General features: G+C 66.3%; 19 protein-coding genes. 7 read left to right on the top strand and 12 right to left on the bottom strand.

Annotated features, from left to right (window positions below):
- Positions 1-310: 310 nt before the first annotated feature.
- Genes ACT53U_RS16090 through ACT53U_RS16060 form a run of 7 tightly spaced genes read right to left on the bottom strand, consistent with a single transcriptional unit; the run spans position 311 to position 9,256 of the window.
- Positions 311-3,454: a type I restriction endonuclease subunit R gene (locus tag ACT53U_RS16090; RefSeq protein WP_476156782.1), complete on the bottom strand. Its 3,144-nt coding sequence runs from the start codon at positions 3,452-3,454 to the stop codon at positions 311-313.
- Positions 3,451-3,951, bottom strand: a complete 501-nt coding sequence (locus tag ACT53U_RS16085; RefSeq protein ID WP_476156780.1) for a DUF4411 family protein — start codon at positions 3,949-3,951, stop codon at positions 3,451-3,453. The genes ACT53U_RS16090 and ACT53U_RS16085 overlap by 4 nt, the downstream gene beginning before the upstream one ends.
- Positions 3,951-5,111 carry an ImmA/IrrE family metallo-endopeptidase gene (locus ACT53U_RS16080; protein WP_476156778.1) on the bottom strand — a complete coding sequence of 387 codons (1,161 nt, stop codon included), beginning with the start codon at positions 5,109-5,111 and terminating at the stop codon, positions 3,951-3,953. Before ACT53U_RS16080 ends, ACT53U_RS16085 begins: the two co-directional genes overlap by 1 nt.
- A complete protein-coding gene (locus tag ACT53U_RS16075) occupies positions 5,108-5,803 on the bottom strand; it encodes an abortive infection family protein (RefSeq protein ID WP_476156776.1) in 696 nt (231 codons plus the stop codon). The genes ACT53U_RS16080 and ACT53U_RS16075 overlap by 4 nt, the downstream gene beginning before the upstream one ends.
- A gap of 3 nt (positions 5,804-5,806) precedes the next feature.
- Positions 5,807-6,358, bottom strand: coding sequence for a hypothetical protein (locus ACT53U_RS16070; protein WP_476156774.1), 552 nt, complete (start codon positions 6,356-6,358; stop codon positions 5,807-5,809).
- Entirely contained in the window at positions 6,355-7,653 is a 1,299-nt protein-coding gene (locus ACT53U_RS16065) for a restriction endonuclease subunit S (protein WP_476156772.1), read from the bottom strand. The genes ACT53U_RS16070 and ACT53U_RS16065 overlap by 4 nt, the downstream gene beginning before the upstream one ends.
- Positions 7,643-9,256 carry a type I restriction-modification system subunit M gene (locus ACT53U_RS16060; RefSeq protein ID WP_476156770.1) on the bottom strand — a complete coding sequence of 538 codons (1,614 nt, stop codon included), beginning with the start codon at positions 9,254-9,256 and terminating at the stop codon, positions 7,643-7,645. Before ACT53U_RS16060 ends, ACT53U_RS16065 begins: the two co-directional genes overlap by 11 nt.
- A 647-nt stretch (positions 9,257-9,903) precedes the next feature.
- On the opposite strand from ACT53U_RS16060, the gene ACT53U_RS16055 reads away from it, so the two are divergent.
- From ACT53U_RS16055 to ACT53U_RS16040, 4 genes are all read left to right on the top strand, one after another.
- A complete protein-coding gene (locus ACT53U_RS16055; protein WP_476156768.1) occupies positions 9,904-10,617 on the top strand; it encodes a response regulator in 714 nt (237 codons plus the stop codon).
- A gap of 8 nt (positions 10,618-10,625) precedes the next feature.
- Positions 10,626-11,966 (top strand): ATP-binding protein, encoded by a 1,341-nt coding sequence (locus ACT53U_RS16050; RefSeq protein ID WP_476156766.1) that lies wholly within the window; start codon positions 10,626-10,628, stop codon positions 11,964-11,966.
- A 259-nt stretch (positions 11,967-12,225) separates the two neighbouring features.
- Positions 12,226-12,705 carry a DUF411 domain-containing protein gene (locus ACT53U_RS16045; protein WP_476156764.1) on the top strand — a complete coding sequence of 160 codons (480 nt, stop codon included), beginning with the start codon at positions 12,226-12,228 and terminating at the stop codon, positions 12,703-12,705.
- A 59-nt stretch (positions 12,706-12,764) separates the two neighbouring features.
- Positions 12,765-14,369: a multicopper oxidase family protein gene (locus ACT53U_RS16040; RefSeq protein WP_476156762.1), complete on the top strand. Its 1,605-nt coding sequence runs from the start codon at positions 12,765-12,767 to the stop codon at positions 14,367-14,369.
- A 57-nt stretch (positions 14,370-14,426) separates the two neighbouring features.
- Here ACT53U_RS16040 and ACT53U_RS16035 read toward each other — a convergent pair whose 3' ends face one another.
- The 5 genes from ACT53U_RS16035 to ACT53U_RS16015 form a co-directional block, all read right to left on the bottom strand.
- Positions 14,427-15,326 (bottom strand): LysR family transcriptional regulator, encoded by a 900-nt coding sequence (locus ACT53U_RS16035; protein ID WP_476156761.1) that lies wholly within the window; start codon positions 15,324-15,326, stop codon positions 14,427-14,429.
- 58 nt (positions 15,327-15,384) lie between these two features.
- The gene (locus ACT53U_RS16030) at positions 15,385-15,777 is read right to left on the bottom strand and encodes a hypothetical protein (protein WP_476156760.1); all 393 of its coding nucleotides are present in this window, start codon (positions 15,775-15,777) and stop codon (positions 15,385-15,387) included.
- Between the two features lie 8 nt (positions 15,778-15,785).
- Positions 15,786-16,181 (bottom strand): hydrogenase maturation nickel metallochaperone HypA, encoded by a 396-nt coding sequence (gene hypA / locus ACT53U_RS16025; protein ID WP_476156758.1) that lies wholly within the window; start codon positions 16,179-16,181, stop codon positions 15,786-15,788.
- A 154-nt stretch (positions 16,182-16,335) separates the two neighbouring features.
- On the bottom strand, positions 16,336-18,528 hold the full coding sequence (fdhF, locus tag ACT53U_RS16020; RefSeq protein ID WP_476156756.1) for a formate dehydrogenase subunit alpha: 2,193 nt from the start codon (positions 18,526-18,528) through the stop codon (positions 16,336-16,338).
- Positions 18,529-18,564: 36 nt separating this feature from the next.
- Positions 18,565-19,110, bottom strand: a complete 546-nt coding sequence (locus ACT53U_RS16015) for a 4Fe-4S dicluster domain-containing protein (RefSeq protein ID WP_476156754.1) — start codon at positions 19,108-19,110, stop codon at positions 18,565-18,567.
- A 591-nt stretch (positions 19,111-19,701) separates the two neighbouring features.
- Here ACT53U_RS16015 and ACT53U_RS16010 point away from each other — a divergent pair.
- Genes ACT53U_RS16010 through ACT53U_RS16000 form a run of 3 tightly spaced genes read left to right on the top strand, consistent with a single transcriptional unit; the run spans position 19,702 to position 23,259 of the window.
- A complete protein-coding gene (locus ACT53U_RS16010; RefSeq protein ID WP_476156752.1) occupies positions 19,702-20,286 on the top strand; it encodes a 4Fe-4S dicluster domain-containing protein in 585 nt (194 codons plus the stop codon).
- 2 nt (positions 20,287-20,288) lie between these two features.
- Positions 20,289-22,310, top strand: a complete 2,022-nt coding sequence (gene hyfB / locus ACT53U_RS16005; RefSeq protein WP_476156750.1) for a hydrogenase 4 subunit B — start codon at positions 20,289-20,291, stop codon at positions 22,308-22,310.
- A 10-nt stretch (positions 22,311-22,320) separates the two neighbouring features.
- Positions 22,321-23,259, top strand: a complete 939-nt coding sequence (locus tag ACT53U_RS16000) for a respiratory chain complex I subunit 1 family protein (RefSeq protein ID WP_476156748.1) — start codon at positions 22,321-22,323, stop codon at positions 23,257-23,259.
- Positions 23,260-23,278: the final 19 nt, after the last annotated feature.

The raw sequence follows: 23,278 nt of genomic DNA, 5'->3' as shown, positions 1-23,278 counted from the left end.
GGCTACGCCTCATGCTCTGGTCCTCGAGTTGGGCCAGAGCGAACTTCAAACTGGATTAGGCCTGAGGGGCAACGTCACATCCCGTAACTGCATCGGATATTCGCTGGCTGCACGACAGCAACGCATTGATCATCACGATGTTAGGCGAGCGAGTGGCAGTGCGAGCTTGCGCCGTTCCATGCGCGTGCACCCGATTGCACAGCACCCCAACACCCCAGCACTTACGGCCACGCTCCACACACCCGAGAGATAGGGCCTGCTTCAATGTTCCGTTGACCTGCAGAGCGGCGTGGGTAGCCCTGCGTCAAACTCAGCCCCAGTCGGCAGCGATGGTCTCGGCTTGCCGGACCACCAAGTCGACCGCTGCTTTCTGTAGGTCGGGCGGGTAGCCGTAACGGGCCAGCAACTTCCGAACCTCAATGCGCATCTTGGCCCGAACGCCCTCCTTTCGGGTCCAGTCGATTGTTGCCGAGTCACGGATGGTCTGAACCAACAGTCGTGCAAGAGTGCGCAACGTCTCATGGGCCATCAGTTCGCGAGCAGACCCGTTCTCGGCGAGCGCTTCATAGAAGGCGACTTCCTCCTGCGATAACCCCAGTTCCACTGCCCGCGCTGCATTGGCGCGGATATCGTTGGCAAGCGCGATCAATTCCTCAATGACCTGCACGCTGTCGACCGCACGATTGTGGTACTTGCGCAATGTCTCGTCCAAGCGCTCGCTCAGCTTCTGCGACTGGATTATGTTCGTCCGCGCGTGCGCCTTGATCTCGTCGGCGAGCAACCGCCGCAGGGTTTCGATGGCGAGGTTCTTCTGCTTCGTGCCGCGTACTTCGGAGAGGAACTCCTCCGAGAAGATCGAGAGGTCCGGCTGGTCAAGTCCTGCTGATTTGAACACGTCGAGGATGCCATCAGCCATGACCGCCTTTGACAACAACTGCCGAATTTCGAGCTCCACTGTGGCGCGGCTCCGGCCCGTGCCTGCGGTGTACTTTGCCAAGTTGGCGCGGAGCGCCACAACCAACGCAATTTCGTGCGCGCGGGCCTTGACGCGGTCGTCGCCCGCGCTGATCGCGTAAGCAACTTCCAGCTTGAAGCCAGTCTCGATGAAGGCATCCCGCATGCCGGTTGCCAGCAAGTGTTCGAGGCACTGCTTCAGGATCGTCAAGCGGGTCGTCGGAGGCGCGGCGAAGAAGCCCTTCCACGTGACGCCCCCCAGCAGCGCCAGAGCACTTTCCAAGAACGTGAGTGCCTGTCGGACCGCTTCGTCGGGATCCATACGCACTTGGTCGCGATCACCCTGGGTATACTTCTCCAAGGCTGCCTTCAGCTCCGAACCGATCCCCAGGTAGTCGACCACCAGCCCACCGGGCTTCTCGCCCCATACCCTGTTGACCCGCGCTATTGCCTGCATGAGGCCATGTCCGCGCATCGGTTTGTCGATGTAGAGAGTGTGCAGGGACGGCGCGTCGAAACCGGTCAGCCACATATCGCGTACGATCACCAAATCGAAGCCGGACGACGGGTCCTTGAACCGGGTCGCGAGAGCCTCCAAGCGGGACTTGTTGCGCAGGTGAGGTTGCAACGGCTGTGGATCGTCCGCACGGTTGCCGGTGATCACCACCTTCGTCATCCCGGCCTTGTCGTCGCCGGTGTCGGCTGCGACCCATCCCGGTCGGAGCTTGGCGATCTCGTCGTAGAGCATCACGGCGACGCGGCGGCTGACCGTCACGATCATTCCTTTGCCGCCGGCCATGGCCGCACGGCGTGTGTCGAAGTGGTCTACCACGTCGGCTGCGATCTGCGCGATCCGGTCCGGCGAGCCGACGACCTCTTCGAAGCGAGCGAACTTGCCCTTGATGCGCTCCACTGCGGCATCTTCACCCTCCGCAAGCTCCTCGGCGAGCGAGTCGAGTTGGGCACGTTCGCCGTCATCGAGGGCGAGATGCAGACGGGCGAGACGGGCGGTGTAATGGATCGGGACGGTGGCGTTGTCGTGCACCGCGCGGGTCATGTCGTAAGTATCGATGAGTTCGCCGAATGTGCCGTAGGTGTCCCTGTCTCGCTCTTCGATTGGGGTGCCGGTGAAGCCCACCAAAGTCGCGTACGGCAGAGCCTGTCGCATATAGTCGGCGAAGCCCACTGCCTCGCGCAAGCCGCCGTCGCTTTCGACATAGCGCTTCTTGAAACCATACTGGGTGCGGTGCGCCTCGTCGGCAATGACGATCACGTTGCTTCGGTCGGTGAGCAGCGGGTGCGAGCCGTCCTCACCTCGGAAGCGTTGGATGGTCGTGAACACCAGTCCGCCGATGTCCACCGCAAGTAGTCGGCGCATCTCTTCCGCCGTCTCGGCTTGCCGAGGGATGCCTCGCAGAGCTGCGCCATGATCGGCGAACGTCCCGAACAGCTGGTCGTCGAGGTCATTGCGATCCGTGACCAACACGATGGTCGGGTTCTTCAATGCCCTGGCGAGTTGGAGTTGGCGAACGAAGAACAGCATGGTCAGGGACTTGCCCGACCCCTGCGTGTGCCACACCACGCCGCCCTTCCGGCTGCCGGACTGAGAGGCCGCGAGCGTCGAGGCTAGTGCCTTCCTGACCGCATGGAACTGGTGGTAAGCCGCGAGCTTCTTGGACTTGACGGTGCCGTCCTTGATCTCGAAGGCGATGAAGTCGGTGATCAGGTCGATGAACCGCTCGGGTGTGAACACGCCACGGATCAGAACCTCCAGCTCTGAGCGACCGGCATCATCGAAGCCCGTGCCGTCGATTGTCCGCCATGGGGCAAAGCGGTCCAATTGCGCCGTCAACGATCCGATGCGCGCGTTGCTGCCGTCGCTGATCACCAGCACCTGATTGGTGCGCATCAGCTCCGGCGCTCTCGTCTTGTAGGTCGTCAGCTGGTTATGGGCCTTCTCCAGCGTGGCGGTCGCGTCAGACGGGCTCTTCAGCTCCAGCACGGCGACAGGTAGGCCGTTGATGAAGGCGGTCACGTCCGCCCGTACGGTGTTTCTTTCGCCCTTCACGATGAACTGGTTGGCGACGAGCAGGCGGTTGGCCTGCGGGCTCTCGTGATCGATGATCCTGACACCGATGGTGCGCGTGGTCCCCTTCTCGTTCACCTCGACCGGTACACCGCTGACGAGGAAGGGATGGAAAAGCCGGTTGTTCTCGATCAGGTCCTGGCTCTGCGATGCCTTGATCTTGAGCACGGCGGAGTTGACCATGTCGGCGGTTGCCTCGGGGTTCAGCGAGGCGATGGCGCTGCGCAACTCCGGTTCGAGGATCGCCTCGCGGTAGTCGGTCCGCGCGCCCATGGGGCCGTCCGGCGCGAGATAGTCTCCGGGCACGCTCTTCCAGCCGATCAGCTCGAACCACGAGAGTGCCGCCAGCTCGACCGCCTCCTCGGCCAACCCCACGTGCAGGCTATCGGGAGGGGTGGCGTAGGTTTCGATCATGCGGCCTCCGGGCGCCCGAGCACGAAGCGGGCGCGTTCGCGACGGAGCATCTCGTAGGGACTGATGCACGGTACAGTCAGTCCGATGCAGGCGTTCGGTATCTTGATCTTGCGGACTGAGTCCGAAGGCACCTCATGGGTCACCACGGTGCAGTGGTGTGCGAGGGCGTGAGACACCAGCCAATAGTCGGCGACCTGAAGAAAAGTCGCGATGGCCGCGCGCTCGTAAGCCTGGCCTGTCGCCCACGAACTGACACGAACCAACGCCGGAACGATCGGATCATCCGGCGGGAGGAAAAAGGCATCACCGCGTGCCTTTGCCCAGTCCGAGAGATCATCGCCGCCGGCCGCCAGTTCGTCGGCCACCTTGTCGATACTTCCGACCACGCCCGCCGCGTTCTGGGCGATCAGCCATTCCCAGAAGGCCGGGCAGAAATCGAAGCCGTAGTGAAGGTTACGGGCTTGGATGAAGATGTTCGTGTCGAGCAGGTAGCGCATCACAGCATGGCCCCCACCTCGCGTCCGATGGTGTTGAACGTTTCGGTCTTGGCCACGCCCAACATTCGGAAGGCGTCGCGATAGAGGGTCTGGCCTTCGAGCGTGCTCTCGACCAACGCGCGAGCGAAGCGCTTGCCGACGCGGGAGAGCGTCGTTCGGTAGAAGTCACCCCCGCCTCCCCCCGCAGCTTCGGCCAGCGCGCGCAGGCGTTCGCGCTCCATCGCCCAAGCCTGCCCGAAGGCATCGCGTGTGATCGCCCCGGCATCGAACAGGCGCCGCAGGATCACCAGTGTGCTGACCTTGAACTGTCGCGCCAGACGCTGCATCGCCGCGCTGGTCGGCTCGCCGGGTTGTAGGGCTGAGCGGAAGGCGGCCAGCGGCACGAGCAGCTCCGCCGCCACGGCGTTGCACCACACTTCCTCACGGCGATGGCCGTTCAGCGTCGCGGCGGTCACATCGGAGAGGGCGGTCGCACCGAGCCAGAGGTGGGCGAGCTCATGAGCAAGCGTGAACATCTGGCCGGACTTGCTGTCCGCCCCGTTGATGAAGATGAGCGGTGCGCGCCTGTCGGCCAGGGCGAACCCCCGGAACTCTTGCGGGTCGAGCGCGCGGTGGGTGTTGGAAAGCACGATGCCGCTGACCATCACCAGCACGCCCAGTTTCTCCGCCTGCCCGATGAAGAGGCGTAACGCTTCCTCCCAAGTCCGGCAGGTGGCTCGGGCCGCAAGCTCGAAACCGAGGCGCTGGGCCATCGAGGCTGCGACACCTTCCGGGCGCTGCTCGAGATTGGCGCTCCCTACGAAGTCCGCCTCGGGCATCCGGCTGGCGATCGAAAACTCGCGATACCAGCCCTGCCGCTCCTGGCAGGCGTAGAGCATGTCGATCAGGTTGGGGCTGGCCCGACGCACGCCGCGCCCGTCGTGGGTGCGGAAGTCGGGGATCGGCAAGGGCTCGTCCGGGGGCTCGGCGAGAAAGAGATAGCCGAAAGGCACATGTACAGCGCGAGCGAAGTCCTCCAACTGCTTGAGGGTGGGCCTCGATGTTCCGGCCTCCCATTCCGGCAAGCGTGGGAAGCGCCCCATCAACTCGTCAGCCACCATCACACCGGCGCGCTCCCGCGCCCAGCGCAACAGTTCTGGACTGACGGCGACGCGGGTCATGCCGCGAACTCCCTATCCTCGGTTGCTTCGGCAGCTTGCTCTGCCTCCCAGTCGATCCGTGCCGCGTCGTAGGCCGTTTCGTCGAGGTGAAACAGCACGTAACTGGGGTCGAAAACCGCGCCCGCGATCTCGACGGGATCATACTCCGAGTCGAGATAGGTATTGAACGCGTCATGGTCGCCGTATTCGGGCTTGTCCCCGGTGAGGTCGTCTGGTGTGGCGCGGCTCCAGGCAACATCGAAGAGGAACGCCACGAGGCTGTCACAGAGGCCGCCGAGCATCAGTGCGTGCTGGCGCTGCAAAGTGCCCCAATCGAGCGACCCACCATGGCGCATGTTGGGGATGTTGCTCAATTCAGCGAGTGCATGCGCTGCACCATTGATGTTTCCCAGCAGCCGGGTGATGGCCTCATTGATCTTGTTTGCCTCGGGATGGTCCGCCACCGAGAAGTCCATAGCGTTCAGCAGCGATCGCGTCCGCTGATGGAACTGGTCATCCTTGCCGAAGGTGATGCCGAGGTGCGGGCCGATGGTGGCATGTGCGGCCTCAAACAGCGTGCGGACACTCTGGAGGCAGAAGGCGGGTTGGCTCTCGATGCTGCGCTCCAGCGCCTCGACATGAATGAGTAAGGGCTGTGCTCGGTCGGGGTGGGCCTCGATGAGCGCGCGAAGCATCTGGAGCGTGTAGGGCATGCCTCAGGCGTCCTCCCGCTCCAGCTCGAAGTCGCGGCGATGGATCGTGTCCAGAGCCTCGAACACCGTGTTCATGATGTGCCTGAGCTTGGCGAAATCGACCCATAGCTCGGGCGGGAAAGAGGGAGGCGCGGCGTCATCGTAACGGAAGGCCGTCGAACGTGGGTCGAACGTGTCGAACTCGCGTATGCGGTCGCGCAGCCAGTCGACATGAACAGGCGAGTAGCGTGTGGACAACCGTTCATGCAGCGCATCGGCCATGGGTTTCAGGCCGTGGACGCACTGGCGCGGTCCCTGGTGGAGAACCTTCAGGTTTAGCTCCAGCGCATGCCGGAAGCAGAACAAGATCGGGTCGACGCTCTCCCACGCCTCACCATGCTCTCCTGCCGCATCGAGCAGGCGGAAGGCCGCAATGCGGTAGGACATGGACATATCGTAGGTATCACGCGCGGTGTTGCCGCCGTAGTTCACCAGTATAGCGCCGTAGTGCGCTTCCGGTTCGTCCGGCGGATCGGCGAAGAGACGCCAGCTGAGATCGAGCCGCGCCTCCGTCATGCCGCTGCCACCGCATTCTCGGCGTCCTTGATGCGGAGTTCGCCAGAGATGAGCTTGGGGAGGAGGGTGTCTCGGAGGTTGCGGAGGACAGCCGCTTCTTCGACAAGGTTCAGGATGCGCGCATAGATTGGTTGAGCCGCGCGCTCGAACGCGAAAACGACATCGTCGCCGCCGTAGATGACTGTTGCTGTTTGAAGGGTCGTGGTGGTGATCGTGTCGAATACCGAGCCATGCGCGCCATGCACCAGCTCATTCACCAGTGCCGAGAACGTGCAGGAGAGCCAGAACGGCTTCTGAGCCTCCGAATGGAGTGCGTAGCAGGTCTGGTTCATGGCCATTTCTCGTCCAAACAGGCAGTGCCTTCCTGTGGTCGCTCCGCGCGCGACAACGACGGTCGAGAGCGCGGGCACCAGACGCGTAGCGCTTTCTTCCAGTCCGCGACGTGTGATGGTGCGTTCAGTCTTTGTGAGGAACCGATCGTCGCACTGGCTCACGTCCTTGGCACTCGCCCAGAGTACTGGGCCGCCCCAGTAAGCTGCTTCCTCGGTCTTCGGTGTGCCCCCGGAGATAAGACGTGCATGATTGAGGAGCGGAACCCTTGTCCACCCCTCCGGCAGTCCATCCTCGCCGAACCGGGCGGGGAAGAGTGCAGCGGTGGCATCGGGCAGGCCAGTGGGGCGGGCACTGGCTTTGGCTCGGACGGGGTCGAAATCCACAAACCAGCTCTTGAACAGCGCCCGCGCCATCTCTTCCAGCGTCGTAGCCATGCGCCGGTTCAACTCGATCTTGTCATCGAGAGAGCCAAGGATAGAAGCAATCCGTTCTTGTGCATCCAATGGAGGGACAGACAGCTCAAATCGAACAATGTCCCGGCACTTCAAACTATCGAACACAGCACCTGGATTTCTATATTTTTCGACCTGCTCCCACCAAAATGGACTCCTTACAAGCCACCGGAGGAAGGTCGGCATAATTATGTGTCCATTGGTACGCAACAGGACTAGATTTTGGCCGACGGCAAATTCTGTCGTACTCCTGACTACAGCCGTCTCACCAGGATTGCAGCGCCGAGACAGAAGTACGTCATGCTCGTGTGGACGTGCCTTCTTCGTCCACTCGGCGAAGTCTGAGGACGAAATTTTCCGGGCTGAGTTCAGGTCGATCTCGCCGTTTCTCATCTGGGGGATGGTTACATATGGGTAGCCGGCCGCCGCCGCCTCGGGCGTTCTGTGATCGCAATCGAAGAGCACAACCCCAGCATCTCTAAGGGTGAGATACGACCATTCACCAGCCATGGCCGACCCCCGCCAGTGCCTTGCGGATGCGCTCGTCCAGAGCCGTGCCCTCGGTCATCTGCTCGCGCAGCGCCCGGGACAGCCGCGTCATCTTGACGTCGAAGCTCTCTTCGTCCTCCTCCGACGCCTCGGTGCCGACGTAGCGGCCCGGCGTGAGCACGAAGCCCTGCGCTTCGACCTCTTCGAGGGTCGCGGACTTGGCGAAACCGGGCACGTCTTCATAGCGCCCACCCACCTCGCGCCATGCGTGGTAGGTGTCCGTGACCTTGGCGATGTCCGCGTCGGTCAGCTCCTTCATGGTGCGGGAGACCATCGCGCCCAGGTTGCGCGCGTCGATGAACAGGATGTCGCTCGTCCGGTCGCGCAGCTTCTTGTCGCGCGAGAGGCCGTTCGATTTGTCCTTCGTGAGGAACCACAGACAGACCGGGATCTGCGTGGTGGAGAAGAGCTGCCCCGGCAGCGCCACGATGCAATCGACGAGGCCGGGGTAGTGGATCTGCTTTCCTGCCTCGCCAACGGTGATGCCCTCGATCAACGCACGTCGGATGTCGCCCTCGCCGGACTGCTGGGTGGAGAGCGAGCCGTTGGCCAGTACCACGCCGGCATACCCGTCCGGCGCGAGGTGGTAGACGATGTGCTGGAGCCAAGCGAAGTTGGCGTTGCCGGCCGGCGGCACGCCGTACTTCCAGCGGACGTCGCCCTTGAGCTTGTCGCCGCCCCAGTCGCTGTCGTTGAAGGGCGGATTGGCGAGCACATATTTCGCCATGAGGCCCTTGTGTAGGTCCTCGTGGAAGGTGTCCGCCCATTTGGAGCCGAGATTGGCCTCGATGCCCCGGATGGCGAGGTTCATCTTGGCGAGCCGCCACGTGGTAGCGTTACTCTCCTGCCCATAGACGGCGATCTGGTCGCGAGCTTGCCGGGGGTCGACGTGCTTGCCAGCGTGCTCCTCGACGAAGCGCTCGGACTGCACGAACATGCCGCCAGACCCGCAGCAGGGGTCGTAGACGCGGCCTTTGAAGGGCTCGAGCATGGCGACGAGCAGCTTCACCACGCAGCCAGCCGTGTAATACTGCCCGCCGCGCTTGCCTTCCAGCTTGGCGAACTCGCCGAGGAAATATTCGTAGACGCGGCCCAGCACGTCCTGGCCTTGATGTGCGTCTTCGAACTTGATGTCGGAGAAGAGCTTCAGCACGTCGCCGAGCTTGGTCTGGTCAAGCTCCTGTCGGGCGTAGTTCTTGGTCAGTACGCCTTTCAGCGTCGGGTTTTCCGCCTCGATCGCGATCATGGCTTGGTCGATCAGCTCGCCGATGGTCGGCTTGGTGCTGGTGGCGTTCTCCTTGAGGAAAGTCCAGCGCGCCCGCTCAGGCACGAAGAAAATGCCCTCGCTGATGATCAGGTCGCGGGCCGCGTCGGGATCGTCGAGGAGGAAAGCCTCCTCCGGGTTCGCCTTGACTTCCGCGATACGGGCATCGAACCGGTCGGAGATGTACTTCAGGAAGATCAGGCCGAGAGCGACATGCTTATACTCGGCAGCATCCATGTTGCCGCGCAGCTTGTCGGCAGCAGCAAACAGCGTGGCGGCTATCGAGGGACCCGGTTTCACGGCCTTCTCGACGCCGTTCTTGCTTCCTGGCTTTCTTCCACGCGGCACGACTCAACTCCCAGTTTGTGGATTACCCATTGACCAAGCTTTTTTGGTTAACCATCGGTTAACATCGCCCTTCGAGGCAATGAGAAATTCACGCCGACGACGAATTGCCGGGTTGCGGTCAAGCCCACATCGTTCGCCGCATCAACCTCTCCAGGGAGATCCGAGTGAGGCCGCTGTTGGGGGGGAGCGGCGACGAAGCATCGAGAGTTGGCTCGCGCTACACACAGCCGCTACACACTTGGTTGCAGAAAATTGAAATTCTCGTTATATTTCAATATGACTTCTTGAGCGGCTTCGTCTCCCACCCTCTCCGCCACTTGCCCTCGATTTTGCAGGGTTGATTTCACGATTCTCCGGTTGGCCCGCCGACATCGGTGATGCCGTGTGTCCCGAGAAGGCACGAGGCGCCGCGCCGGTCGTCCGACGATGGACATCCGCAGCGATGGAACACTCGCCCCTCGAAGCGCGGCGGTCTCGAGGGATCGCCGGTCTCGGCATCTGCACCGGTGCCCGGTTCGGTCGCCGCTTCGGACGCTTGTCGTCGGTCGAAAAATCGGTCACGACGATGACGGGGCGGAGACCGGAGGCAAACGCGAGACGTGGCGGAGACACTCGGGCACGACATCCTGCTCGTCGACGACGACGGTGAGATCCGCCGCCTCGTCTCGAAGCTGCTGCGCGACGAGGGCCATCGGGTGACGACGGCGGCCAACGCCCCGGAGATGCGCGAGGCGTTGCGCCACCGCAAGCCCGATCTCGTCCTCCTCGACGTCATGCTGCCGGGCACCGACGGCCTCACCCTCTGCCGCGAACTGCGCGCCGGCTCGGCCCTGCCGATCATCATGCTCACCGCCAAGGGCGACGACGTCGATCGCATCGTCGGGCTCGAGATGGGCGCCGACGACTATCTCGCCAAGCCCTTTCATCCGCGCGAACTCCTCGCCCGCATCCGCGCCGTGTTGCGGCGGGCGCAGCCGAGCGAGGGCGGGGGTGCCAAGAGCGGGCGGGAGATCCGCTTCGCCGGCTGGCGGCTCGACACGGCGCGACGTGAGCTCACCGACCCGCGCGGTGTCGTCATCGATCTGTCGACCGGCGAATACGACCTGCTCCTCACCTTCCTGGAGACGCCGCAACGGGTGCTGAGCCGCGAGCTGCTGCTCGACGCCACCCGCAACCGCGACGCCGAGCCCTTCGATCGGGCGATCGACGTCCAGGTGAGCCGGCTCCGGCGCAAGCTCGAATCCGCCGGCGAGGTGATCAAGACGGTGCGGGGTGCCGGCTACTTCTTCGTCCCCGACGTCGAACGCACGTGAGGGGCTCCATGCGCGCCTTCGCTTCGAGCCTCGCCGCGCGGACCATGCTGGTGCTCTTCCTCGGCATCGGCGCCGTCCATCTCCTCAGCCTGTGGACCTATCGCCACGCCCTCGACCGCGAGGCGGCGACGGCGGACGTCACCCGTCTCGCCGATCGGCTGCTCACCGTCCGTCGCGCGGTGATGCGGGTGGTGCCGGCGGAGCGCGAAGCGGTGGCGCGCGATCTCTCCGGCGGGCTGATCGAAGCCCATTGGAGCCGGAACGAACACACGGTCGCCGGAGCTCCGGGCAGCGGCGAACTCGCCGGTCTCGCCGAGCGCATACGTACGCTCGGCGGCGACCTCGCGCCCGGCGACGTGGTGGTCGGCGCCGACCGCGATCGTCGCGACGGTCCCCGTCTCGCGGTCGTCTCGCTCGCCCTGCCCGACCGGACCTGGATCGACTTCTCGCTGGTCGAACAGGCGCCGCGGCACGAGGACGGTCACGGCACGTTGCTCTCGACTTCGCTGATGGCGCTCGGGGCGATGGTCCTGTCGATCCTGATGGTGCGCTGGCTGACCCGACCGCTCCTCGGCTTCGTCGACGCCGCCCGCCGCATCTATCGCGGCGGCGAGACGGTGGCGGTGCCCGAAGACGGACCGACCGAGATCCGGACCCTCGCCGTCGCCTTCAACGAGATGCAGCGGCGGATCAAGCAGATGATCGACGACCGCACCCATGCGCTCGCCGCCGTCAGTCACGACCTGCGCACCCCGATCACCCGCCTTCGGCTGCGCCTCCGCGAGGTCGAGAGCGCGCCGACGCGGGCGGCGATCTCCGGCGATCTCGACGAGATGGAGCGGATGATCGACCAGACGCTGGCCTACCTCGCCGGCGACCGCGACGACGAGCCTTCGAAGCCGGTCGACATCGCCGCCATCCTCGCCACGCTGGTCGACGACCAGATCGACGCCGGCCACGACGTCACCCTCGACGGTGCCCAGGGCGCCGTGGTCGAAGGGCGTCGGTTGGGGCTGAAGCGTGCCTTCGCCAATCTCCTCGACAACGCGGTGAAGTACGGCGGCCGGGCCGAGGTCCGCATCGCCGTCGCGGCGGACGGCGTCACCGTCGCCATCGCCGATCGGGGCCCGGGCATTGCCGCAGCCGATCGCGCCCGGGTGCTCGATCCCTTCGTCCGACTGGAGCCGTCGCGCAACCGCGACACCGGCGGCTGGGGTCTCGGCCTCGCCATCGCCCGCCGCATCGTCGAGAGCCACGGCGGCACGCTCGATCTCGCCGACAACGCGCCGACCGGCCTCCTCGTCCGCGTCCGGCTGCCGGTTGCCCGGGGCGGTCCACGGCCGGGCTGAAACAATTTGTTACGGAACTGAAATCCTGTGACGGGCGCCGTCGGGCAGGGTCACGGTCGGGACATTCCGCCACCGGAACCGACATGCGCCGCAGCCTGCAGATCGCCTCCCTCACCCTCCTCACCGCGCTCGACGTCGACGGCGGCACCACGGCCCGGCCGCATCACCGGACCGGACGGCGCGACCGCGCAGGCGACGTTCCGAACCGGGACCATCGCGACCTGCGACACGTGCCGGCCGCTCGCGAAAGGCACCTACCATGATCGAAAGACGCCGTTTCCTCACCCTCGTCGGCGGTCTCGCCATCGCCGCCACTCCGCTCGTCACGGCCGCTCCCACGTGGGCACGCCCGCCGATGCGGGTTCATCGCGATCCGAGCTGCGGCTGCTGCGAGGCCTGGGTCGCCCATGTGAAGCGCGCCGGCTTCGAGGCCCGGATCGAGGTCGCCGACGACATCGACACGGTCAAACGCCGCCTCGGCGTGCCGGACGAGCTCGCCTCTTGCCACACCGCCGAGATCGACGGCTATGTCGTCGAAGGCCACGTGCCGGCGGAGACGATCGAAAAGCTCCTCGCCGAGCGGCCGGCGATCCGCGGTCTCGCCGTCCCCGGCATGCCGACCGGCTCGCCGGGCATGGAGACCCCCGGCGCGGCGGCCGAGGCGTTCCGGGTGATCGCCTTCACGGGCGACGGCCGAATGTCCGTCTTTGCCGATTTTCCGCGCGGCTGGGCCGGCTGAGACGCCGACCCGATCCTCCGTATCCCGACCCGTTCTTCCCGCCTCCTCGGAGTTTCGCCATGACCCTCGCCCCGTCGCCCCTCTCGCTCGATCGCCGCCGTCTTCTCGTCGGCTCGTCGGCACTGCTCCTCGGCGGGCTCGCCGGGATCGGTCGCGCACGTGCCGCCGCGCCGCTCCTCACCGTCGGGTCGCGGATGCTCGAGGTGAAGGGCAAGGCGGCGAAGGTCTTCGGCATCACCGGGCCGAACGGACAGCCGGGACTGGTGGCGCGGGAGGGCGAGCGCTTCGCGGGCGAAGTGGTCAACGCCACCGACGGGCCGCTGATCATGCATTGGCACGGCCAGGTCTTCGCCCCCTTCGACCAGGACCGCGCGCGCCCCGGCGGCGGCGAGAGCCCGGTCGGTGGTCGCGACGTCCACGACTTCCTCCTCACGCCCGGCACCCACTGGATGCATTCGCACCAGATGACCGAACAGCGCCTGCTCGCCGCGCCGATGGTGACGATCGAGAAGGACGCCGGCGACGTGCAGAACGTCGTCGTCATGCTGCACGACTTCGCCTTCCGCTCGCCCGAGGAAATCCTCGCCGAACTCTCCGGCGGCGGTGGCGCTCACGGCGCCCACGGCGCCCATGGCGCGGCGGCCGCCCCGGCTCCGGGCGACGACCACGCCCACCACGGCGCCGCAGCTATGCCCGCGCCCCAGGGTGCGATGCCGATGGGGTCGATGAGCGGCCACGCCATGCACGGTTCCGGCTCCGGTCCCGACGCGATGCCGGGCATGGGCCCCGGTGGACAGATGGGTTCGGGCATGACGATGGGCGCCGGTCCGGGGACGATGATGGGCATGATGGGCGCCGGTCCGCATGCCAACGACGTCCGCTACGACGCCCATCTCGCCAACGACCGCACCCTCGACGACCCGCAGGTGGTGCGGGTCGAGCGCGGCGGCCGGGTGCGGCTGCGCATCGTCAGCGGCGCCACGGCGACGGCCTACTTCGTCGACACCGGGCGGCTCGCCGCCGAATGTGTCGCCGTCGACGGTTCGCCCTGTCGCCCGCTCGCCGGCACCCGCTTCCCGCTGGCGCAGGGCCAACGCATCGATCTCGTCGTCACCGTGCCGCGCGAGGGCGGCGCCTTCCCGATCCTGGCGCAGGTCGAGGCCGACCGGGCGCTGACCGGCATCGTGCTGGCGACGGCGGGCGCGGAAGTGAAGCGTCTCGGCGACACGGCCGAGACCGCCGCCGCACACACCGACCTCTCGCTGGACCTGCGGCTCGCCGCCACCCGGCCGCTCGCCGCCCGCCCTGCCGATCGGACCTTCCACCTGATGCTCGGCGAGGCGCCCGGCTATCGCTGGACGCTCAACGGCGCGGTGCACGGCGAGCACACGCCGCTCGAGGCGAAGGTCGGCGAGCGCATCGAGATCATGTTCATGAACCCGACCTCGATGATGCATCCGATGCATCTGCACGGGCATCACTTCCAGGTGGTCGGCTCGCATGGCGGCCGCTTCGCCGGGCCGATGCGCGACACCGTGATCGTGCCGCCGCACACGCCGGTGGCGGTCGCCGTCGACCTCGACAAGCCGGGCAGCTGGTTCCTCCACTGCCACCACCTCTACCACATGGCCACCGGCATGATGACCGAGCTGAAGGTGACGTGACGCCGGGATCGAGGACCGGGTGCCGCGCATTCCGACACCGGGCGACGCGCGCCCCGATCAGGCGCGCAGCGACAGAGCCGACGACAGGACCCGCGCCTCGGCGACCAGCGCCGCGGTCAGGGGCGGCTGGGGATCGCGGTGGCCGGTCACCAGGCCGACCAGATTGGCGACCTCGGGCGCGACGATCGGGATGCACTTCACGGTATCCGGGAAGGCGAGTTCCTCGGCCATCAGCCGCGGCATGATCGTCGACCAGTGGCCGGTGCGGACATGCGAGGCGATGACGACGATCGAGCTCGTCTCGAGCAGCGGTTCGGCGCGGCTGCCGACCTCGGCGAAGACGCGGTCGAGGATCCGCCGGTTCTGCATCGACGGCGTCAGGAGACAGAGCGGCAGCGTCGCCACCTCCTCCCAGGTCACCGTCGCGCGGTCGGAGAAGGGATTGCCCTCCGCCGTCACCAGATGATGACGCTCGCGATAGAGCGGCACTTCCGAGACCCGTCCGAGCGGCTCGTTGTCGAGATAGGTGAGGCCGGCGTCGACCTCGAGGTTCTCGATCATCGACAGCACCTCGGTCGAGGTGTGCGACGAGATCGTCAGCTTGATCCCGGGATGCCGGGTCCAGAAGGCCGAGGTCAGACACGAGACGACCGGCAGCACCGTCGGGATGACGGCGAGGCGCAGATGGCCGGTCAGCCCCTGCTTCATCGTCTCGACGTCGGCCCGCATCGCCCGCGTGTCGCCGACGATCCGCCGCGCCCATTCCAGCACCCGCTCGCCCTCCGGCGTGAAGCCGACGAAACGGGCGCCGCGATCGACCAGCGGCACGCCGAGGATCGACTCCAATTGTTTGACGGCGGCTGAAAGATTTGGTTGCGACACGCCGCAGACCTGGGCTGCTCGACCGAAATGCTTTTCGCGAGCCAGAGCCAAGAGGAATTCGAGTTTTTCGTACATGGTTCGCCGATCTTGCTATCGAAACCGACGGACGAAGAAGCTCGAGCGAGCCGAGACGTCACGCGTTTTCGGCGCTGATATCACTTGTCGTCAGCGGCGTCATGTCGGGACTGATACAAGGGTCCGTGCGATTTGCTGATCTCGAGGGCATCACAGCGACATCTTCTCGCAGGGGGATGCCTTCGTCACCCCACGGGATCGCGCCGACCGCACGGTCCATCGCCTCGAACAGCATGAGACGCGACCGGGCGTCCTCCTCGCTCAGACACTGGAGCAGGAAACCGGCATGGGCGACGCCCCAACCGCCGACCAGCGCCTCGAGCGACGCGTCGTCTTCGACGATGAGTGCCGCCGAGACGACCTCGGTCGTCGCCCGGTCGTCGGCGATGGTCGGCGCCGGTGCGATGCGGACGGTGCGGGCCGCGGCGTCCTCGATGGCGACGATCCGCATCGGCAGGGCTAGGCACATGCTGCAGTCTCCGCCGTCGGCCCGCCGACCGGTGCACGTCCCGGCCAGACGACTTCCATCTCGACCAGACGCATCTCGTCGCCGCCGGTCCGCTCGAGGCGCGTTCCGGCGCAGGTCGGGCAGACGTCGAACCGGTCGGCGACCTCGATGTCGGCCTCGCAGTCGAGGCAGTGCAGCCGCCCCGGCGTGCGTTCGATCTCGAAGCGGGCGCCTTCCATCCAGCTGCCGCGGGTCGTCGTCTCGAGCGCGAACAGGAGCGCGTCGGGGTCGACGCAGCCGAAGCGGCCGATCCGGATGCGCAGCCGCCCGAGGCCGACGAAGCCGCGCCGCCGCTGTTCCTCGTCGAGGATGTCGAGAATGGATTCGCACAGCGTCAGTTCGTGCATGGGTTCCACTCCGTGGATGCCGGGTCCCGGATCGCGGGGGGCGTGCGATCCGGGACCCGGAGAGTTTCCCCCGCGTGGACGGACGCGGGGGCCGCGCGGATCAGGGACACCCGCGCGGGGGACCGACGGCGCGAGAAGCGCCGCCGGCGACGCCTCACGCGGGCACGGCTTCCCGTTTGGCCGCGACGGCCGGACGATCACCGATCGCCGCCGCGCCGGCGAGCCCGCGCTTGAGCTTGGAGTATTCCTGCACCACGTAACCTTCCGCCCAGGCTTGGTCGGCGATCGGCTCGACCCGAACCGCCGAATACTTGTACTCGGGCGTCTTCGAGATCGGGTCGACGTGATGGACGGTGAGCTCGTTGCAGGCGCCGATCCACCACTGGTAGGTCATGTAGACCGCGCCCTTGTTGGTCCGATCGGTCACCATGGCCCGGGCGATCACCTTGCCGCGCCGCGACTGCACCCAGACCAGCTGCTGGTCCTTGATGCCGAGAGGCTTGGCATCGTCCGGGTTGATCGTGACGTAGCCGGGCTCTTCGGCCAGCGTCGCCAGAGCCGAGCAGTTGCCGGTCATCGAACGGCAGGAATAGTGGCCGACCTCGCGCACGGTGCAGAGCCCGAGCGGGAACTCGGCGTCGATCTTCTCCAGCGGCGGACGCCACTCGGCGGCGAAGAGCAGACCCTTCTTCGACTTGGTCTGGAACTCGTTGCCCTCGTAGAGCCACGGCGTGCCGGGATGGCTCTCGTCGGGGCACGGCCACTGGACGTAGCCGAGGCCGGCGAGCTTCTCGAAGGTCGCGCCCTTGTAGAGGTGGCAGAGCGAGATCAGCTCGTTCCAGATCTCTTCGGTCGAATGGTAGTCGATGCCGCCGTAGCCGAGAGCCTTGGCCATCAGGCCGTAGATCTCCCAGTCGTGCTTGACGTCGCCCTTGGCGTCGACCGCCTTGTAGAAGCGCTGGAAGCCACGATCGGCGGAGGAGAAGATGCCGTCGTGCTCGCCCCACGAGGTCGCCGGCAGGATGACGTCGGCGAACATTGCCGTCTTCGTCATGAAGATGTCCTGCACGATGATCAGTTCGAGCGCCTCGAAGCCCTTGCGCACCGTGGCGAGATCCGGCTCGGTCTGGGCCGGGTCCTCACCGAAGATGTACATGGCCTTCAGCTTGCCCTCTTCCGCCGCGTGCGGAACGTCGGTGATCGACATGCCGACCTTGTCCGGCAGGCTCGGAACACCCCAGGCCTCGGCGAACTTCGCCCGCGCCTCGGCGTCCGTCACGTAGTAGTAGCCGGGGAAGACGTTCGGCAGCGCGCCCATGTCGCAGGCGCCCTGGACGTTATTCTGGCCACGCACCGGGCCGACGCCGACGTTGGGCTTGCCGAGGTTGCCGGTGAGCAGCGCCAGACCCGAGAGGCCCTTGACCACGTCGACCGCCTGACCCCACTGCGTCACGCCCATGCCCCACAGGATCGTGGCGGTCTTGGCCTTGGCGTAGGTGCGCATCGCCTGACGGATCTCCGAAGCCTTCAGGCCGGTGATCTCCTCGACGTATTCGGGCGTGTATTTCTCGACGGTCTTCTTGTACTCCTCGAAGCCCTCGGCGTAGTTCGCCACGTAGTCCTTGTCGTAGAGGCCTTCGGTGATCAGCACGTTGGCGAAGGCATTGACCAGCGCCATGTTCGAGCCGTTCTTGAGGGCCAGCCACTGGTCGGCGATGCGCGCGGTCTCGATGCGGCGCGGGTCGCAGACGATGATCTTGGCGCCCTTCTCCTTCGCCTTGACGATGCGGCGGGCGACGATCGGATGGCTGTCGGCGGCGTTGTAGCCGAAGCACAGGATGCAGTCGGTGTCCTCGATCTCGGCGATCGAGTTGGACATCGCGCCGTTGCCGAGCGTCACCATGAGGCCTGCGACCGACGGACCGTGGCAGACACGGGCGCAGCAGTCGATGTTGTTGGTGCCGATGACGGCGCGGGCGAACTTCTGGGCGACGTAGTTCGATTCGTTGCCGGTGCCGCGCGACGAACCGGTCAGCATGATCGAATCCGGGCCGTGCTTCGCCTTGATCTCGGCGAGGCGGCCGGCCGCAAAGGCGATCGCCTCGTCCCAGGACACCGCCTCGAATTCCTTGTCGCGCGAACGCCGGATCATCGGCGACTTCAGGCGCGGCGTCAGGATCTTGGTGTCGTTGACGAAATCCCAGCCGTACCAGCCCTTCAGGCACAGTTCGCCCTGGTTGGTGACGCCGTCCAGCGCCTCGGCGCCGACGATCTTGCCGTTTTCGACCAGCAGCGCGAGCTTGCAGCCCGATCCGCAGTAGGGGCAGACGGAAATGTGCTTTTCCATGGTCTCGACCTCGAAAGGAGATGAGGGATCCGGCCGTCAGGCCGCTTCGATGGCAGCCGTCTCGACGGCGGTGCGCAGCTGACGCCGGGCGCGGGTCTCGGCGAGGCGCGCCTCGTCCATCACGTGCAGGGCATCGGTGGGGCAGACCTTGACGCAGGCGGGACCGCCGGCGTGGTCGATGCAGAGGTCGCACTTGTGGGCTTCGGCGCGGACGCCGTCGGCGATCGCGATGCCGGCAAAGCGGCGCACGGCCGGACGCGTGACCACCTGCATGGCGCCGAAGGGACAGGCGACGACGCAGCTCTTGCAGCCCAGACACTTCGACTGGTCGACCTGCACCGTGCCGTCGCGATAGCCGATGGCATGCGAGGGACAGGCGTTGGCGCAAGGGGCGTCCTCGCAGTGCCGGCAGGTCACCGGCGTCGAGATGTTCAGGGTCTTCAGAACGACCAGACGCGGCTCGAACGGCACGTCGGCGAGAACATCGACGTTCTCACGCGGTGCATGAGCGAGCACGCAGGCGACTTCGCAGGTACGGCAGCCGATGCACTTGGACGGCTCGGCGACGATGAAGCGGTTCATCTCGAATTCTCCTCGAGAAGGACGTCTGGCGACCCCGGAAGGCCGGGGCCGGGGGTTCCGGAACCTCGCAGGGCCGCGAGGTCGATCGATGGGCGGCGGAGGTCCGGGGCTTCCGCCCGCTCCCGCCGATCGCACGGGCCCGTCCCGGGCTCGCGCTGGCACCGCCTGACGGCGGCCGCCGGTTTCACGCATTCAAAGCGCACCTCGCACGAGGCCCCACCGGATCGGCGGAGGTTCGATTGGTTTTCCTGATCGGTCGACAACAAAGATTTATTGAAGTCATATCCCGATCTCGAATTCGCATATCAGGCTTACACACCAATAAGACATCGACAAAAAGATCGCGCAAATGCGTATACGATGTTTTGTCTCTGGCAATTTTGCACTCGCGGCTCTATGCGATTTGTCGTGGCCGAATGAGTTTCGGTGATTTTCGGAATTGAAGACTGTGATTTACTTCGACTATGAAGTGATAAATATCAGTCGATCGATTTTGGTTATCGCCGCCCCATCGGCATCGCGGACGAGGAAGCCAGCCGGACGACGACAGTCGGTTCGTCCGTGGCCCTCGCCGCCGCATGGAGGTTGGAGATGAACCGCTTCGTCATCGCGGACCCGGGACGTTGCATCGGCTGCAATACCTGCCTGGCCGCCTGCAGCGCCGCCCACGAGCAGAGGGGCGCGCAGAAGGCGCCCCGGCTGACCGTGACCCGCACTGCGACCGGCTCTGCGCCGGTGCTCTGTCGTCAGTGCGACGACGCCCCTTGCGCCCGCGTCTGCCCGGTCGAGGCGATCCGTCTCGAAGGCGGCGCCGTGAAACTCGACGAGAAGCGCTGCGTCGGCTGCAAGATGTGCGCGCTCGCCTGCCCCTTCGGCGCGATCTCGCCCTCGGGCACGCCGATGTCGGGCGTCGCCGGCGTCGTCATGCCGGAGGCCCGTCGCCCCGCCGGGCTCGATCCGATCCTTGCCTGGGACATCGGCGTCAAGACGGTCGCCGTGAAGTGCGACCTCTGCGAGGGCTCGGACACCGGCCCCGCCTGCGTCCGCGTCTGCCCGACCAACGCCCTGTGGGACGTCGGTACCGGAACGCTCGCCCATTCCAACGACATGCGGCGCCTCGCCTCGGTGAGCGCACGCGGTCCCGCCCTGCCTCTCGCCCTCGAGGAGCATGACTGACCATGTCCGCCATCGATCTCCTTCTCCTGTCGCTCGCCGTCTTCGCGTTCGGCGCCCTCGCGGGCCTCGTGCTGCGCGCCTCGGAACGCGCGGCGATCGCCGTCGTCGGCCTCGCCGGCACGCTCGCCGGCGCGCTCGGCCTGATCGCGGGCCTGAAGGCCCTCGCCGCGCCCGCCGTCACGCTCGATCTCGGCGGGCCCTTCCCCTTCGCGAAACTCCTGCTCCGTCTCGATCCGCTGAACGGCCTGATGGTCGCGGTGATCTGCGGGCTGGCGCTCACCGCCTCGATCTATTCGCTCGCCTACGTGCGCGAATACGAAGGTCGCGGCGTCGGCGCGATGGGCTTCTTCACGCTCACCTTCGTCGCCTCGATGGTGCTGGTGGTGGTGAGTGACGACGCCTTCTGGTTCCTCGTCTTCTTCGAGATGATGTCGCTGGCCTCCTACTTCCTGGTCATCTTCGACCAGAACGAAGAGGCGGTGTCGGCGGGCTTCCTCTACTTCCTGGTCGCGCATGCCGGATCGGTCGCCATCATGGCCGCCTTCTTCCTGATGGCGAATGCCGCCGGCTCGTTCGAATTCGCCGATTTCCGCGCCCATCGCCCCGGCGAGCTCGCGGCCTCGGTCGCCTTCGTGCTGGCGCTTCTCGGCTTCGGCGCCAAGGCCGGCATGATCCCGCTGCACATCTGGCTGCCGCGCGCTCACCCGGCCGCGCCGTCGCACGCCTCGGCGCTGATGTCGGGCGTGATGATCAAGATCGGCATCTTCGGCATCGTGAAGGTCGGCATCGACCTGCTCGGCGGCACCGTCGCCTGGTGGGGCCTCGTCGTCCTCGCCCTCGGCGCGATCTCGTCGGTGCTGGGCGTGATCTACGCGCTCGCCGAACACGACATCAAGAAGCTGCTCGCCTACCACTCGGTCGAGAACATCGGCATCATCATGCTCGGTGTCGGCACCGGCATGATCGGGCTGGCCACCGACCGTCCGGTCGTCGCCGTCCTCGGCCTGATGGCCGGCCTCTATCACCTCGTCAACCACGCGGTGTTCAAGGGCCTCCTGTTCCTCGGCGCCGGCTCGGTGATCTACCGCGTCCACACCAAGGACATGGAAGAGATGGGCGGTCTCGGCCGCACCATGCCCTGGACGTCGATGTCCTTCCTGATCGGCGCGCTCGCGATCTCCGCCATCCCGCCGCTGAACGGCTTCGTCTCCGAGTGGTACACCTACCAGTCGCTGTTCGTCGCAGCCCTCGACGGCACCTTCGCGGTGCGCTTCGCCACCCCGATCGCCGCCACGCTGCTGGCGCTGACCGGCGCTCTCGCGGTGATGTGCTTCGTCAAGGCCTACGGCGTCGTCTTCTCCGGCGCCCCGCGCAGCCGTCATGCGGCGGAGGCGACCGAAGTTCCCGCGCCGATGATCGTCGGCATGGTGCTGCTCGCCGCCGCCTGCGTCGTGCTCGGCATCGCCGCGCCGCTCGTCGCGCCGGTGCTCGCCTCCGCCGCCGCCGCCACGCTCGGCATGCCGCCGATCGCGGTCGCCGACGGTGCCCTTCTCGTCGCCGGCGGCAACGGCAACGGCGGCGCGGTGCTCTCCACCCCGCTGGTCGCGCTGCTCCTCGTCGGTCTCGCCACGCTCCCCGCGCTCCTCGGCTCGATCTCGTCGGTCGTCCGCCGCGTGCCGCGCAAGGGCGATGCTCCGTGGGCCTGCGGCTATCTGCCGGACGGCCACATGACGGTCTCGGCCGGCTCCTTCGCCCAGCCGATCCGCATGTTCTTCGCGCCGCTCTACGCGGTTCGGGGTCGGGTCGCCGCCTTCGACCGGGCGATGGAGGCGCGTTTCGACCGTTTCGTCTCCGGCTGCCGGCGCAACGAACAGATCTTCGACACCCGTCTGGTCGCGCCCGTCGTCGAGGCCGTCACCTCGATCGGCAATCGCGCGAAGGCGATCCAGAGCGGCGATCTGCGCGTCCACTGCCTCTACATCGTCGCGGCCCTGGTCGCCCTGCTTCTCGTGACCCTGCGCTAGGAGCCCCGCCATGCCCAGCTTCGCCAATCTCGTCGTCGCGCTCGTGCAGACGCTCCTCCTCGCCGCCGCCGCGCCGCTGGTCTCCGGTTGCCTCAGGGTGCTGCGCGCCAAGATGCACACCCGCCACGGCCCCGGTATCCTCCAGGACTACCGCGACCTTTTCAAACTGCTGAAGCGTCAGGACGTTCGTCCCCCGGCGGCGGGTTTCGCCTTCCGCCTGATGCCGATCGTCATGCCGGCGACGCTGCTCGTCATCGCAGCCGGCCTGCCGATCCTGACCCGGGCGACGCCGATCGCCGCCCTCGGCGACCTGATCACCACGATCTATCTCTTCGCGCTCGCCCGCTTCTTCTTCGCCCTCTCGGGTCTGGACAGCGGATCCTCCTTCGCCGGCATCGGCGCCAGCCGCGAACTGACCCTCGGCGTGCTGGTCGAACCGGCGATGCTGCTGTCGCTCTTCACCGCGGCCTTGCTTGTGGGCTCGACCAACCTCGGCGACATCGGCTCGGCCATCGTCGCCGGTCACCCCAAGGCCATGGCGGCGACGCTGCTCGCCGGCGTCGCCTTCGCCTTCACCTGCTACATCGAGCTCGGCAAGCTCCCCTACGACATGGCCGAAGCCGAGCAGGAGCTCCAGGAAGGCCCGCTCACCGAGTATTCCGGCCCGTCGCTGGCGCTGGTGAAGTGGTCGCTGTCGCTGAAGCAGATCGTCGTCGTCGCCTGGTTCGTCGGCACCTTCGTGCCCTTCGGCTCGGCGACCGAGGCGACGCTCCCCGCCCTCGCGTTCGGCCTCGTCGCCTTCGTCATCAAGGTCGTGGCGATCATGCTCGCCGTCGGCATCGTCGAAAATTCGGTGGCTCGCGCCCGCTTCAGCCTGACCTCGCGCCACACCTGGCTCGGGCTCGGCATCGCTTCGCTCGCCTTCGTCTTCCATCTGGCCGGCCTCTGAGCCGCGACGGGAGAGAGAC

The organism is Pinisolibacter sp. DMC19, from assembly GCF_056313985.1.
Note: the sequence above shows the minus strand (reverse complement) of the source record. Positions and strands in the feature narration are given on the sequence as shown.

Excerpts from the sequence above, each read along its gene's own strand:
- ACT53U_RS16090 (WP_476156782.1), bottom strand. The coding sequence starts at position 3,454 with ATGATCGAAACCTACGCCACCCCTCCCGATAGCCTGCACGTGGGGTTG.
- ACT53U_RS16085 (WP_476156780.1), bottom strand. The coding sequence starts at position 3,951 with ATGCGCTACCTGCTCGACACGAACATCTTCATCCAAGCCCGTAACCTT.
- ACT53U_RS16080 (WP_476156778.1), bottom strand. The coding sequence starts at position 5,111 with ATGACCCGCGTCGCCGTCAGTCCAGAACTGTTGCGCTGGGCGCGGGAG.
- ACT53U_RS16075 (WP_476156776.1), bottom strand. The coding sequence starts at position 5,803 with ATGCCCTACACGCTCCAGATGCTTCGCGCGCTCATCGAGGCCCACCCC.
- ACT53U_RS16070 (WP_476156774.1), bottom strand. The coding sequence starts at position 6,358 with ATGACGGAGGCGCGGCTCGATCTCAGCTGGCGTCTCTTCGCCGATCCG.
- ACT53U_RS16065 (WP_476156772.1), bottom strand. The coding sequence starts at position 7,653 with ATGGCTGGTGAATGGTCGTATCTCACCCTTAGAGATGCTGGGGTTGTG.
- ACT53U_RS16050 (WP_476156766.1), top strand. The coding sequence starts at position 10,626 with ATGCGCGCCTTCGCTTCGAGCCTCGCCGCGCGGACCATGCTGGTGCTC.
- ACT53U_RS16045 (WP_476156764.1), top strand. The coding sequence starts at position 12,226 with ATGATCGAAAGACGCCGTTTCCTCACCCTCGTCGGCGGTCTCGCCATC.
- ACT53U_RS16040 (WP_476156762.1), top strand. The coding sequence starts at position 12,765 with ATGACCCTCGCCCCGTCGCCCCTCTCGCTCGATCGCCGCCGTCTTCTC.
- ACT53U_RS16035 (WP_476156761.1), bottom strand. The coding sequence starts at position 15,326 with ATGTACGAAAAACTCGAATTCCTCTTGGCTCTGGCTCGCGAAAAGCAT.
- ACT53U_RS16030 (WP_476156760.1), bottom strand. The coding sequence starts at position 15,777 with ATGCGGATCGTCGCCATCGAGGACGCCGCGGCCCGCACCGTCCGCATC.
- hypA (WP_476156758.1), bottom strand. The coding sequence starts at position 16,181 with ATGCACGAACTGACGCTGTGCGAATCCATTCTCGACATCCTCGACGAG.
- fdhF (WP_476156756.1), bottom strand. The coding sequence starts at position 18,528 with ATGGAAAAGCACATTTCCGTCTGCCCCTACTGCGGATCGGGCTGCAAG.
- ACT53U_RS16015 (WP_476156754.1), bottom strand. The coding sequence starts at position 19,110 with ATGAACCGCTTCATCGTCGCCGAGCCGTCCAAGTGCATCGGCTGCCGT.
- ACT53U_RS16010 (WP_476156752.1), top strand. The coding sequence starts at position 19,702 with ATGAACCGCTTCGTCATCGCGGACCCGGGACGTTGCATCGGCTGCAAT.
- hyfB (WP_476156750.1), top strand. The coding sequence starts at position 20,289 with ATGTCCGCCATCGATCTCCTTCTCCTGTCGCTCGCCGTCTTCGCGTTC.
- ACT53U_RS16000 (WP_476156748.1), top strand. The coding sequence starts at position 22,321 with ATGCCCAGCTTCGCCAATCTCGTCGTCGCGCTCGTGCAGACGCTCCTC.